Origin of the sequence: Paenibacillus sp. FSL R5-0470 (assembly GCF_037975205.1) — a bacterium.
Lineage (GTDB): Bacteria > Bacillota > Bacilli > Paenibacillales > Paenibacillaceae > Paenibacillus_AQ.
In genome coordinates this window covers 1-13,677 of record NZ_CP150238.1, presented here as the reverse complement: position 1 = coordinate 13,677, position 13,677 = coordinate 1, and the positions used below count along the sequence as shown (strand labels likewise).

Annotated in this window: 9 protein-coding genes and 1 rRNA gene; 1 reads left to right on the top strand and 9 read right to left on the bottom strand. The window is 44.0% G+C overall.

Going from position 1 to position 13,677, the window contains the following annotated elements; translation table 11 throughout:
- Positions 1 to 177: 177 nt before the first annotated feature.
- The 3 genes from MKY99_RS00050 to gyrA all read right to left on the bottom strand — a co-directional run bounded on the left by MKY99_RS00050 (position 178) and on the right by gyrA (position 6,032).
- Positions 178 to 1,735: ribosomal RNA gene (locus MKY99_RS00050) — 16S ribosomal RNA — on the bottom strand.
- A gap of 390 nt (positions 1,736 to 2,125) precedes the next feature.
- Positions 2,126 to 3,223: an HD-GYP domain-containing protein gene (locus MKY99_RS00045; protein WP_339268047.1), complete on the bottom strand. Its 1,098-nt coding sequence runs from the start codon at positions 3,221 to 3,223 to the stop codon at positions 2,126 to 2,128.
- A gap of 268 nt (positions 3,224 to 3,491) precedes the next feature.
- On the bottom strand, positions 3,492 to 6,032 hold the full coding sequence (gene gyrA / locus MKY99_RS00040) for a DNA gyrase subunit A (protein WP_042183783.1): 2,541 nt from the start codon (positions 6,030 to 6,032) through the stop codon (positions 3,492 to 3,494).
- A 355-nt stretch (positions 6,033 to 6,387) separates the two neighbouring features.
- Between gyrA and MKY99_RS00035 the strand changes: the two genes are divergently transcribed.
- Positions 6,388 to 7,263, top strand: coding sequence for a YheC/YheD family protein (locus MKY99_RS00035; RefSeq protein WP_339268046.1), 876 nt, complete (start codon positions 6,388 to 6,390; stop codon positions 7,261 to 7,263).
- A gap of 86 nt (positions 7,264 to 7,349) precedes the next feature.
- On the opposite strand, the gene gyrB is transcribed toward MKY99_RS00035, so the two are convergent.
- The 6 genes from gyrB to dnaA form a co-directional block, all read right to left on the bottom strand.
- Positions 7,350 to 9,260: a DNA topoisomerase (ATP-hydrolyzing) subunit B gene (gene gyrB / locus MKY99_RS00030; protein WP_042183779.1), complete on the bottom strand. Its 1,911-nt coding sequence runs from the start codon at positions 9,258 to 9,260 to the stop codon at positions 7,350 to 7,352.
- A gap of 47 nt (positions 9,261 to 9,307) precedes the next feature.
- The gene (locus MKY99_RS00025) at positions 9,308 to 9,556 is read right to left on the bottom strand and encodes an extracellular matrix/biofilm biosynthesis regulator RemA family protein (protein ID WP_036677731.1); all 249 of its coding nucleotides are present in this window, start codon (positions 9,554 to 9,556) and stop codon (positions 9,308 to 9,310) included.
- Positions 9,557 to 9,572: 16 nt separating this feature from the next.
- Entirely contained in the window at positions 9,573 to 10,691 is a 1,119-nt protein-coding gene (gene recF / locus MKY99_RS00020; protein WP_042123050.1) for a DNA replication/repair protein RecF, read from the bottom strand.
- A gap of 20 nt (positions 10,692 to 10,711) precedes the next feature.
- Complete coding sequence (gene yaaA, locus MKY99_RS00015) at positions 10,712 to 10,942, bottom strand: S4 domain-containing protein YaaA (protein WP_042123047.1); 231 nt, start codon at positions 10,940 to 10,942, stop codon at positions 10,712 to 10,714.
- 48 nt (positions 10,943 to 10,990) lie between these two features.
- Positions 10,991 to 12,133, bottom strand: coding sequence for a DNA polymerase III subunit beta (dnaN, locus tag MKY99_RS00010; RefSeq protein WP_042123045.1), 1,143 nt, complete (start codon positions 12,131 to 12,133; stop codon positions 10,991 to 10,993).
- Between the two features lie 197 nt (positions 12,134 to 12,330).
- Positions 12,331 to 13,677, bottom strand: a complete 1,347-nt coding sequence (gene dnaA / locus MKY99_RS00005) for a chromosomal replication initiator protein DnaA (RefSeq protein ID WP_042183777.1) — start codon at positions 13,675 to 13,677, stop codon at positions 12,331 to 12,333.

Sequence of the window (13,677 nt, the reverse complement as noted above, 5' to 3'; positions counted from 1 at the left end):
AAAAGATGTTCTAAAACGCAAATTCGTTTCGGTATCCAGTTTTCAAGGATCAAGTTTAAAGATGAGAGCTTAAACTCTCAAAACTGAGCAACGAGTGAGTAACAGGCCTAAACCTGAGATTTTGGAAGTTTAACTTCCGATTTGAATGTCTTCATTGCAGAAGACGATTCTCCATAGAAAGGAGGTGATCCAGCCGCACCTTCCGATACGGCTACCTTGTTACGACTTCACCCCAATCATCTACCCCACCTTCGGCGGCTGGCTCCCTTGCGGGTTACCCCACCGACTTCGGGTGTTGTAAACTCTCGTGGTGTGACGGGCGGTGTGTACAAGACCCGGGAACGTATTCACCGCGGCATGCTGATCCGCGATTACTAGCAATTCCGACTTCATGCAGGCGAGTTGCAGCCTGCAATCCGAACTGAGACCGGCTTTGATGGGATTGGCTTCACCTCGCGGTTTCGCTTCCCGTTGTACCGGCCATTGTAGTACGTGTGTAGCCCAGGTCATAAGGGGCATGATGATTTGACGTCATCCCCACCTTCCTCCGGTTTGTCACCGGCAGTCACTCTAGAGTGCCCAACATTACTTGCTGGCAACTAAAGTTAAGGGTTGCGCTCGTTGCGGGACTTAACCCAACATCTCACGACACGAGCTGACGACAACCATGCACCACCTGTCTCCTCTGTCCCGAAGGCCGCCACTATCTCTAGTGGATTCAGAGGGATGTCAAGACCTGGTAAGGTTCTTCGCGTTGCTTCGAATTAAACCACATACTCCACTGCTTGTGCGGGTCCCCGTCAATTCCTTTGAGTTTCAGTCTTGCGACCGTACTCCCCAGGCGGAGTGCTTACTGTGTTAACTTCGGCACCAAGGGTATCGAAACCCCTAACACCTAGCACTCATCGTTTACGGCGTGGACTACCAGGGTATCTAATCCTGTTTGCTCCCCACGCTTTCGCGCCTCAGCGTCAGTTACAGCCCAGAAAGTCGCCTTCGCCACTGGTGTTCCTCCACATATCTACGCATTTCACCGCTACACGTGGAATTCCACTTTCCTCTTCTGTACTCAAGTCACCCAGTTTCCAGTGCGACCTCAGGTTGAGCCCAAGGTTTAAACACCAGACTTAAATGACCGCCTGCGCGCGCTTTACGCCCAATAATTCCGGACAACGCTTGCCCCCTACGTATTACCGCGGCTGCTGGCACGTAGTTAGCCGGGGCTTTCTTCTCAGGTACCGTCACTCCGGTAGCAGTTACTCTACCGGACGTTCTTCCCTGGCAACAGAGCTTTACGATCCGAAAACCTTCATCACTCACGCGGCGTTGCTCCGTCAGACTTTCGTCCATTGCGGAAGATTCCCTACTGCTGCCTCCCGTAGGAGTCTGGGCCGTGTCTCAGTCCCAGTGTGGCCGTTCACCCTCTCAGGTCGGCTACGCATCGTCGCCTTGGTGGGCCGTTACCCCACCAACTAGCTAATGCGCCGCAGGCCCATCCCTCAGTGACAGATTGCTCCGTCTTTCATTCTTTCTTCAGGAGAAAAAAGAAATTATCCGGTATTAGCTACCGTTTCCGGTAGTTATCCCAGTCTAAGGGGCAGGTTGCCTACGTGTTACTCACCCGTCCGCCGCTAAGTTATTTTGAAAGCAAGCTTTCAAAGTGACTCCGCTCGACTTGCATGTATTAGGCACGCCGCCAGCGTTCGTCCTGAGCCAGGATCAAACTCTCCAATTAGTATTGAAAAGAGCGATATGCTCATTTTGAAACATCTGACGAGAAAATTAATTCTCTAATTTTGGATTTCACTTTCGTGATTTCCTACTCACTCGTTGTTCAGTTTTCAAAGATCAAGTTCTCGTTGGCGCCGTTTAATGTCTCAGCAGCAACTCTTATACTATATCATGTTCAGCCGTTTAATGTCAAGCTCTTTTTTTAACTTCTTTTTCGAGCTCGGCATGTGTGTTTCTTGGCCGGACTTAGAATATATCATGTATAGAGATTCATTGCAACACTTTTTTTAAATATAGTCTATAAATAAGAGACTGTGCTATTAATCACCCTTTATATATTGGTATATACCTGTTAGCACAGTCTCATTTATGCAGTCTCTTAATACTTCCTTCTCTAAGCAATGATCTCCTGAATATACAATTCTCGCTCCAACATTAGGTTCACAATCGTACCCTCTACCTTAATCATAGGACGTGTTGGATTAGCACGGTCAGTAAATATGATCTCTCCATGACGTCCATCGCTCAGACGTATTCTGGTTCCATTAAATAAATCGGTACTCTTCTGTATAAAGGTCTGTACAACGACTGGGTCGAGCTTACCGAAGCTTTCTGTCATTATCTGCTCTAACACTAAATAAGGAGACTGTGCTTTTCTATAGGCCCTTTCTAGAGTCATTGCATGGAATATATCTGCTACCGCAACTACTTTAGCGTAAAAATGAATCTGGCTACCTTCTAGCTTAAGTGGGTATCCAGACCCGTCAACCTTCTCATGATGCTGCAATGCTGTTAGTCTTACCCCTTCATTAATCGCTGTAACATTACGCAACAATTGATAGCCATATGTAGTATGTCTGCGAACCTCTTCTATTTCAGCACTATTAAGTGACTCCGGCTTATGTAAAAGAGAACTATCTACTTTTGCGTTTCCGATGTCATGTAGCAATCCGGCAAAAGCGATCTGCATCCAATCCTTTTGCGGATACCCGCACCACTGAGCGATCTTATATGATGTTAACGCGGACAGTACGGCATTGTGATAGTTGTAATCCTCGTCTTTTAGCGTACGTGGAGAAAACTTCAACACATGATAATCCTTCAAATGACTAATTAGTAACTCTAATTGACTCCGCAACTCAAAAATAGGAAGTGAAGCTGCCGTTACCGAACGATAGCTAGTCCTAATAAGTGCGATCATTTTTTCATATTCATCATGTAGTGGGGAATTGTTCTTGATCAGCATCGATTCATTTATAATCGCTCCAGCTTTAAGTGCTGTCTGCTTGGCGTTTTTTTTGACAGTATCAGAGTTGGCCTCTCCCTGAACACCTTCGATCTCCACTTGCCCAACCAAAAAAGCTTCTAAAATTTCTAGATCACGGGGGAGTAGTATTTTTCCCTTGGTGAACAAAATTCCCCCCAAAGGTGTAATTACATCTTTGGTTATCTTTGAGCCCGCTTTAACTTCTCCAGCCAATACACTTGGCATATACTCAGCCCCTTAATTTCTATAACAATAAGCTCAGGATTACCGAAATCTAATATGACAGATAATTTCTGAGAAAATAGTACTTTATATACTGATTTATACTCTATCGGCTAATTATAGTACGGATAAAAGGAAGCGACTAGTGAAATGAAAACTATTCTTATAAAAATCCTCATTAAATTTCATTAAATAACTAGCTATTAATTAATCACAGCAAAAAGAGCAAGGGTCTCTGTAATAGAAGCCCTTGCTCTTTATTGAATAAAACCTACTCTAAATTATCTTCTTGATCCTCAGCGATTGTTTCCGGTTGATCAATATCACCAGATTCATCTACTGTTACTTGTTCCTCGAGGCCTTCCATATCTTCAGACAATTCGTCCTCTTCGTTCTTATCTGCTCTGCACAGAGTAGCCACAGCATCATCCTCGCGGATGTTAATTAGCTTAACCCCTTGCGCATAACGACCCATAGTAGAGATTCCATCCATGCTGGTACGAATCAAGGTACCGCTTGTAGTAATGATCATTAAGTCTTCATCGTTCTTAACGACTTTTAGACCAACTACAGGGCCATTCTTCTCAGTGAGATTAATGGTCTTGATTCCTTTACCACCACGAGTCTGGGAACGATAGTCACCGGCTGGTGTCCGTTTACCATAACCCTTGCTAGTAACAATCAGAACCTCAAGCTCCTTATCGACACAATCCATACCGATGACATGGTCATTACTATCAAGCGTAATGCCCTTCACGCCTGTCGCGCTACGACCCATAGAACGAACATCATTCTCTGAGAACGTAATCGACATTCCGCGAGCTGTACCGATAATAAGATTTTGCTGTCCATCTGTCAGCTTAACCTCAATTAGAGAATCCTCTTCACGAAGGTTAATAGCGATAAGTCCGCCTTTGCGGATGTTATTGTAATCCTCAAGCGGCGTCTTCTTCACGATACCTTCGCGGGTAGCAAAGAACAAGTACTTGTCACTATCGGTCTCTTCCACTTGGATTACGGCACTAATCTTCTCACCTTGTTCAATTTGAATCAGGTTGATGATTGGTGTCCCACGTGCTGTACGTCCCAGCTCTGGGATCTCATAAGCTTTAATCCGGTATACCTTACCCTTATCGGTAAAGAACATCAGATAGTTATGAGAGTTACTCACGAAGAGATGCTCCACAAAGTCCTGATCCTTGGTGTCCATCCCCATGACTCCGCGCCCTCCACGCTTCTGACTGCGGTAGGTGCTGACAGGTAGACGTTTGATGTATCCCGTATGTGTAATAGTGATAACAACCTCTTCACGCGGAATAAGGTCTTCATCCAGGATACTTTCTTCACCAACGGTAATCTCTGTCCGGCGTTCATCAGAATATCTATCACGAATATCCTGCAGCTCGTTACTGATGATTTCCAGTACAAGATGCTCATTCGCCAAAATTTCACGGTACTCTGCAATTTTAGCTAGCAATTCGTTATATTCATTCTCGATCTTTTCTCTTTCCAGACCGGTCAGACGCTGCATCCGCATATCGAGGATCGCTTGAGCCTGCTCTACACTAAGGCTAAAGGTGCTCATTAATCCCTCACGGGCTATGTCCGTTGTCCGAGAAGCACGAATTAACGCAATCACTTCATCCAGATGATCCAGCGCAATACGCAGACCTTCTAAGATATGAGCGCGTGCTTCAGCTTTTTTAAGATCAAATATAGTACGACGACGAATAACTTCAATCTGGTGCTGCAAATAATGATAGAGCACATCACGCAGATTAAGAATTTTCGGCTCGTTGTTCACGATGGCCAGCATGTTGATACCAAATGTAGATTGCATAGAAGTATGTTTATATAGATTGTTCAACACAACATTGGGATTCACATCACGTCTCATCTCAACAACTACACGCATACCGTTACGGTCAGACTCATCTCGAAGATCCGTTATACCCTCGATCCGTTTCTCACGTACTAATTCTGCGATTTTTTCAACCAGTCTTGCCTTGTTCACCTGATACGGCAGCTCATGCACAATGATGCGAGCCTTACCGTTATTCTCTTCAATCGTTGCCTTTGCACGCATGGTCACTGAACCACGCCCTGTACGATAAGCCTGACGAATACCCTCACGACCCAAAATATATCCAGCCGTTGGGAAATCTGGGCCTTGAATATACTCCATCAATTCCATAGGGGTGATGTCAGGATTCTTAATCATCGCCTGCACACCATCGATAACTTCACCTAGGTTATGCGGTGGAATATTAGTAGCCATACCTACAGCTATACCAGATACCCCATTAACGAGCAGGTTCGGATAGCGAGCTGGTAATACAACTGGCTCATTCTCTTCACCATCATAGTTGGGTGCGAAATCAACTGTTTCTTTGTTCAAATCTCGAAGCATTTCGCCTGCAATCTTGGAAAGACGGGCTTCTGTATAACGCATCGCTGCAGCCATATCACCATCAATCGAACCAAAGTTCCCGTGACCGTCCACAAGCATATAGCGCATAGAGAAATCCTGAGCCATCCGTACCATTGTTTCATAGACGGCTGAGTCACCGTGAGGGTGGTACTTACCGATAACCTCACCGACGATTCTTGCCGATTTCTTATGAGGCTTATCCGCAGACATTCCAAGTTCCGACATCGCAAACAAAATGCGTCGGTGAACCGGCTTGAGTCCGTCCCGCACATCTGGCAAAGCCCGGCTAACAATGATGCTCATTGCGTAATCCATAAAGGATTCACGCATTTCCACGCCAATGTCCCGATCTTTGACTTGTGGGTTATTTTGTTCAGCCATGAGTTGCTGGACCTCCTTCAGTTAAAAAACCGCTACCCTTAATTATATTACTTTCACAAAAGTAGCACAATTAAACATGATAGCCTTTTATCTTCTAATATTGATTTCTTTTGCGCTGATTAGGGTATTCGCCCTTTCCGCAAATGTCTTTAGTACATAGACTGTAAAGACAAGAAACACGGTTTTATTATCCTAGTATCGTTCGATAAGGCATAACCCCATATCCTTATATTATACCATTGTTTAGGTAGCTTGTCCTGATTTTCAGCTGCCAAAGATTATGCTTCCACAGCAAGTTTTGTACAAGGGAATTCAAAAGAGCAAATGCTGCACAAAATTGTTAAGGAGGAAGATAATGAAGATTCAACGAGTCCCAAGTAAATGGGCTAAAACAAAAGTTATCCTTCAAAATCAATCTCTATCTCTATATGTGCCTGATACTCGTAAATATGATTTAAATGTTCTTAAAGAAATGCTTGCGTTATATGCCATGGTCTATATAAAACCTGATCGCGGAAGCTTTGGTATTGGTGTAATGAGAGCTGAGCAGCGTACGGTGATTTTAAGTCCTAGCCAGCAGAAGACTGAAATGACTGTCACCGCCAATAACGAGGAGAGAGAACAGCAAGAAGCACAGGTCCTATATATTTTAAGATATGCAAAGACGGCAGAAGTTTTCTTCTCCCCCGAAGAACTGCATGAGGCCTTACAGAAACGAATTCAGAACCGTACCTACCTCGTCCAAAAAGGAATTGATCTCCTGCGTCACCAAGATCGTCCCTTCGACCTTCGAGTTCTTGCCCAAAAGACTCCATCAGGTACATGGGAAACAACAGGAATGCTCGGAAGGGTAGCTGCCCCTCAGAAAATCGTCACCAATTATCATAGCGGAGGCAGTATTCTGTCAGTAAATACATTATTAAAAAATCATATGAACCCTTCTCAAACACTCTCCACGATTAATCAATTAAAATCTTTAGGGGTACAAATTGCAGGCCAATTGGAAACCACCTATCCAGGAATTAAAGAAATTGGTCTGGATATTGCCATGGATCAACATATGGATATGTGGCTGCTTGAGGTCAACACGCTTCCATCCATTGTTGTATTCAAGTTATTTCCTGATAAATCTATCTATCGTAGAATACACCGCTATGCTGTAGCATACGGACGTGTAAAAGCTAGAAAATCCCCATATACTACCCGCAATAGGCATTATACTAAAGCCTAAAAATCAGCTCTGAAACCAAAAAAACCTCCAGCATTCTCATTCCGTTAGGAACAGAAGCCGGAGGTTTTTATGCTTGAATGTAATTGTTACACATCAAGGTATCTGACGCTCTTCGCATGCTCATGGATAAAGTCACGTCTTGGTTCAACATTATCGCCCATCAGCGTATCAAAGATACTATCAGCGAGCATCGCATCTTCAATCGTTACTTGTAGCATCATACGAGCCTCAGGATCCATCGTCGTGTCCCACAGCTGGGTAGCATTCATTTCACCCAAACCTTTGTAGCGCTGAACATTGACCTTAACATTCTCACCAAAAGAGGCGATAATCTCATCGCGTTCCTTCTCGCTACCTGCATAACGGATCACTTTGTTGCGTTCTATCTTAAACAATGGCGGTTGTGCGATATAGATATAACCTGCATCTACTAGCTTCCGCATGTAACGGTAGAAGAATGTTAACAACAGAGTTCTAATATGAGCTCCATCGACGTCGGCATCCGTCATAATAACGACTTTATGGTAACGAGCCTTCGATAGATCAAAATCATCACTGATTCCTGTACCAAGAGCAGTAATAATAGCCCGGATCTCGGCGTTGGATAAAATACGGTCTAAGCGTGCCTTTTCTACGTTTAGAATCTTACCACGCAGCGGTAGAATCGCTTGGAAATGACGATCCCGGCCCTGCTTGGCCGATCCACCCGCAGAGTCACCTTCGACGATGTACAGTTCGCTGATAGACGCATCCTTGGATGAACAGTCCGCAAGTTTACCAGGTAGTGCACTGACTTCAAGCGCACTCTTACGGCGGGTTAACTCACGAGCCTTACGAGCGGCTTCTCGTGCACGTGAAGCTGAAAGCGACTTCTCAAGGACACGGCGTGATACTGCCGGATTCTCTTCCAGGAATTCCTGCAATTTCTCTCCGAACAGTGATTCTACTATTCCACGGACTTCACTATTTCCGAGCTTAGTCTTCGTTTGACCTTCGAACTGAGGCTCTGGAATTTTGACAGAAATAATGGCTGTCAATCCTTCACGCACGTCGTCGCCAGTCAGATTTGAATTACCATCCTTCAGCACACCCGCTTTACGGGCGTAGTCGTTGATAATACGTGTTAAAGCACTTTTGAAGCCGGATTCATGCGTTCCGCCCTCATGGGTATTAATATTATTCGCAAAAGAGTAGATGTTCTCTGTATACGAATCATTATATTGGAGAGCTACTTCAACCTGAATCATATCCCGTGAGCCTTCCACGTAGATTGGTTCCTCGTGCAGCGCTTCTTTTTTCTCATTCAGATATTTCACATATTCAACGATACCACCCTCATATTTGAACACGTTGGTGACATCGGTCCGCTCATCATGCAGTGAAAGCTCAATTCCTTTGTTAAGAAAAGCTAGCTCCCGAATACGAGTAAGCAGTGTCGCATATTCAAAGACCGTGGTTTCAGTAAAGATTTCAGGGTCCGGATGAAAAGTTGTAGTCGTACCTGTCTCTTCCGTATCTCCAACAACTTTGATCTCATACTGTGGTGCACCACGTCTGTATTCCTGCTGATAAATATGCCCATCACGCTTAACATTAACAACAACCTTCTCAGACAAGGCATTTACTACGGAGATACCCACACCGTGTAAGCCGCCTGATACTTTATATCCGCCGCCGCCGAACTTACCGCCTGCATGCAGTACTGTCATTACAACTTCAAGCGTCGACTTTTTAAGTTTTTCATTTTCACCTACAGGTATGCCACGTCCATTATCGATAACAGTAATCCCGTTATCCTCATGAATAATCACTTGAATCCGGTCACAATAACCTGCTAGGGCTTCATCGATACTATTATCTACGACCTCCCACACCAAGTGATGGAGACCTTTAGAACTAGTGGAACCAATATACATGCCCGGACGTTTCCGGACAGCTTCTAGCCCTTCCAGTACCTGAATCTGGCTCTCATCATATGTCGGTTGATTCATTGACATGCCTTCACCTACTTCTTTCAGATTATCTCTTTGTTACTAAACGCAAGTTATATTTCGAGCAAAATTTTGGCTCTTTTTTTGAGAGTGGAGGAGGAAATGGGGGAGTAATACACGATATTTTTAGTTACGACAATAGATTTTGCTTCCTCTTCACCAATCCGCTCAAGCTTCTTGTCCTGCTCAGAGTGAATGACGAATTGCTTAGACACCTTGGAAGATTTCTCAATCGAAATATCAAATATTGCAATTAACTCCGAAGAGCGAATAATCTTCTCCCCGCCCAAATGAATATACATGATCTTCCTCCGCTCTTTATAACTCCACTTTTCCATCATGAACATGATATAGGCTGGCGCCCTTTAATTTATCGGCATTCAGACCCTCAATCCCGGTAGCGGTAATGAATGTCTGTACCTTGCTTTGAAAGGTTTCAATAAGCTGGGTCTGTCGGTAAGGATCAAGCTCGGATAAAACATCATCAAGAAGCAGCACAGGATATTCTCCGATTTCTTCATGGATCAGCTCGATTTCCGCCAGCTTGAGCGATAAAGCCGTTGTACGCTGCTGTCCCTGAGAACCGTAGACCTGAGCTTCCCTTCCGTTGATAAAAAAGGACAGGTCATCCCGATGGGGACCCGTCAGCGTCATGCCGCGCCTGATTTCTTGTTCTCTCGTTTGTGATAACTTTAACATAAAATTGTCTAATAAGACAGCTTCATCTTCCTCATCCCGATCGCCGAAAGAGGGGACATAGAGCAATTTCAGTTCTTCTCCGCCGTTCGTAATCCCCCGGTGTATGCTTTCAGCCCATATTTGCAGCTTCTTTATGAATTGTTTCCTTTTTTTTACGATTTTAACACCATGCTCCACAAGTTGAGCATCCCAGATTTCCAAAAGGTCTTTTCCCGCTGCCTCTTTCCCCCACAACTGCTTCAGCAAATTGCCCCTTTGTAAGAGAATCTTTTGATACTGCTGAAGGTGAAATAGATAACTGGGCTGGACTTGGCCAATCTCCATATCGAGAAAACGCCGTCTGATGCCGGGTGTGCCTTTGACTATCTCTAAATCTTCCGGTGCAAACATGACCACATTGAGTGATCCCACAAACTCACTAAGACGTCGTTGTTCTAAACCGTTAATCTTAGCTTTTTTACCTTTGGCAGATAGGGTGAGCTCTAGCTTGAGATCGCCGTACTTACGTTCTACCTCGGCAATGATCTGAGCAGCGTCTCCAGGGGCATCAAATGAGATAAGTTCGCGATCCTTCGAGGTGCGGTGGCTTTTGGTCATCGCCAGGACGAACAATGCCTCCATGAGGTTTGTTTTGCCTTGGGCGTTCTGACCCAGAATCAGATTCACATCGCCCAAGCTCTCCAGACGCAGCAGCCCGTAATTCCGATAATGCTGCAGACCGATATTTTTAACAAACACGAAATGGTTCCTCCCCTAGCCTACTCCTCTTTGACTCCTCCGCCTTCAACCTGAAATGTGCCGTTATCCTGCACTTCAATTTGATCACCCGGATAAAGTTTTCTTCCGCGCCGTTCCTCTACTTCTCCGTTAACAAGTACATGTCCTTCTTGCAGCAAAGCTTTAGCCATTCCACCTGTGGATACACAATCAGAAAGTTTCAGGAATTGATCCAGCTTAATATATCCACTGTGGATAAGTATTTTTTTCATGGTTTTTATCCTTTCAGCCACTTATCCACATGTTCATGAATGTTGGCATTAATTTGTTGTACGGTAAGGCAAAATAATATACAAGCTATTGGTTTGATCGAGTGGCTTCAAAATGATCGGACTCATCATTCCTGTAAATGCTATTACAAGCTGCTCACTCTCAATAACTTTTAAGACATCGAGCATATATTTGGAGTTGAAAGATATTTTGAGCGGTTCACCTTTGAAATCAATGACTTCAAGTTCTTCGCGAACTTTACCAAGCTCAGAAGAGCTAGATGAAATTTCAATACCACCTTGCTCAAGCGTCTGCATGCGCACAATATTGGTTTTTTCTTCACGGGACAGCAAATAAGCACGATCAATCGATTCGCTTAATTTTTTTGTGTCCAAAGTTAGTTCTGTTTTGTAGGTTGTTGGAATAATTCTAGAAGTATCCGGATAAATTCCATCAAGGATCCGTGAATAGAACAGTACTTTGTCGATTTTAAAGAGAACTTGATTGTCCGCAACCACAATATCAACGAGCATATTTTGATCAGGAATAATTTTGCTTAGCTCATTAAGGGTTTTACCGGCGATTACGATATTTGCAAATTGGACATTCTCCGTACCTTCTAGTCTTGCTGCTCTTGTAGCTAAGCGGTGACGGTCTGTCGCTGTAAACTTAAACTCATTATCAGCCAGATTCCACAGTATACCTGTTAAAATCGGAGTTGTCTCTTGGGTAGAAATAGAAAAAGCGGTTTGTTTAATCATATTTTTCAGCAAATCACCTGGCAGGGAGATAGTATCGTTCTCCTCAATACTCGGTAGCACCGGGAATTCTTCAGGGTCTAAACCTACGATCTGAATCTCAGTGGATCCAGAAGAAATATATGTTTGGAATCCTTCTTTAACTTCCATGTGAATCTCTTTGGAGGGCAGCTTCTTAATAATCTCGACGAAAAATTTAGCGGGAAGAACAACACTTCCTGGCTGATCTATCTTCACGATCGTATGGCTGTCATTCTCTGCTGGAATAAACGATTGAATCGAAATATCGGTGTCGCTTGCAGTTAATGTGACGCCTTGATGGCTAACTTCCAGCTTAATACCGGTCAGAATAGGGATGGTTGTTCTACTGGAGATAGCTTTGGATACGTGTTGAATGGATTCGTTGAGTTCATTTTTAAGAATGCTTATTTTCATGATTTCACTCCTAGCTGAAAAATTGGGAATTTCGTTGTATTGGTAGCTCTTTATTACGCGTCTTTACATGATGAATTATTATAGTTATTTAATAGTATTAGTAGTAGGGGCGTCTAATATGTGGATAACCCTATCAAATAGCATAAAATTAAGCCTACCCACATGTGTATAGATTGTGTATAGGCTCTTTGTTCCTCTTAGGAAGGATTTTTAATTTTCTCCGCAAGATTATTTACCACTTTGTACAACTCCTGATCGACCTTTAATGACTGTGTAATTTTATCATGCGCATGAATTACGGTCGTATGGTCACGTCCTCCGAATGCCTCACCAATCTTAGGGAGCGAATAATCGGTTAGTTCACGGGAGAGATACATTGCGATTTGACGTGGAAAAGCTACGGCTTTCGTACGTTTTCGCGCTTTGAAGTCTTCAAGGCGTAAATTGTAGTATTCACCGACTTTTTGCTGAATATCAGCGATGGTAATCATCTTAGGCCGGCTGGAAGGAATAATATCCTTGAGTGCTTCAGCTGCCAAATGAGTAGTTACATCCTGGTTAGTTAGCGATGAGTAAGCAACAACCCGGATTAATGCACCCTCCAGCTCACGAATATTGGTGTCAATCTGGTTAGCAATATACATCATGGCCTCATTAGGGATATCAAGGTTCTCTGCCTTCGCCTTTTTGCGCAAAATCGCAATTCGGGTTTCTAGATCGGGTGGTTGAATATCCGTAATCAAGCCCCACTCGAACCGGGAACGTAGCCGTTCTTCCAGTGTGGGAATTTCCTTTGGCGGTCGGTCGCTGGAGATGATAATTTGCTTGCGTTCTTCGTGGAGCGCATTGAACGTATGAAAAAACTCCTCCTGCGTGGACTCTTTTCCAGCGAGGAATTGAATATCGTCAATAAGCAAAATGTCAACGTTACGATACTTATTGCGGAAGCTTTCACCGCGGTTATCACGGATTGAATTGATAAATTCATTCGTGAATTTCTCTGATGAGATGTAAATAACCTTGTTATTCGGGTTATGTTCTAGAACATAGTGCCCAATGGCATGCATTAAATGGGTTTTGCCCAGACCTACACCACCATATAAAAACAAGGGATTGTATGCTTTGGCCGGCGCTTCGGCTACTGCCAGTGAGGCTGCATGCGCAAAACGGTTGCCGGAGCCGATTACAAAAGTGTCAAAAGTGTACTTGGGATTGAGTAGATGCGTTTGCGCTTCTTCTCGTGATACTACGGGAGTGGGAGCGGATTGTTGAACCACAAGCTCAGGCGGCTTGCTTTCTTCAATCACGAATTTTACATCCACTTGTTTCCCAGTGACTTCGTAGACCGTTGCTCCTACTAGTTTGGTGTAGCGACTTTCCAGCCATTCTACTGCGAACGTTGTAGGTGCCGAGATAATGAGAACCTGGGAGTTGAAGGTTATCGCTTTAGTAGCCTTAAACCAGGTATCAAAGCTCGGCTTGCTTAATTTGGTTTGAATAATCGATAAAATTTGCTGCCATAATTCGGAAGTATGGCTGTCCAC

Coding starts and splice junctions, on each gene's coding strand:
- gyrB (WP_042183779.1), bottom strand. CDS start 9,260: ATGTCAATGAATCAACCGACATATGATGAGAGCCAGATTCAGGTACTG.
- MKY99_RS00025 (WP_036677731.1), bottom strand. CDS start 9,556: ATGTATATTCATTTGGGCGGGGAGAAGATTATTCGCTCTTCGGAGTTA.
- gyrA (WP_042183783.1), bottom strand. CDS start 6,032: ATGGCTGAACAAAATAACCCACAAGTCAAAGATCGGGACATTGGCGTG.
- MKY99_RS00045 (WP_339268047.1), bottom strand. CDS start 3,223: ATGCCAAGTGTATTGGCTGGAGAAGTTAAAGCGGGCTCAAAGATAACC.
- dnaN (WP_042123045.1), bottom strand. CDS start 12,133: ATGAAAATAAGCATTCTTAAAAATGAACTCAACGAATCCATTCAACAC.
- MKY99_RS00035 (WP_339268046.1), top strand. CDS start 6,388: ATGAAGATTCAACGAGTCCCAAGTAAATGGGCTAAAACAAAAGTTATC.
- yaaA (WP_042123047.1), bottom strand. CDS start 10,942: ATGAAAAAAATACTTATCCACAGTGGATATATTAAGCTGGATCAATTC.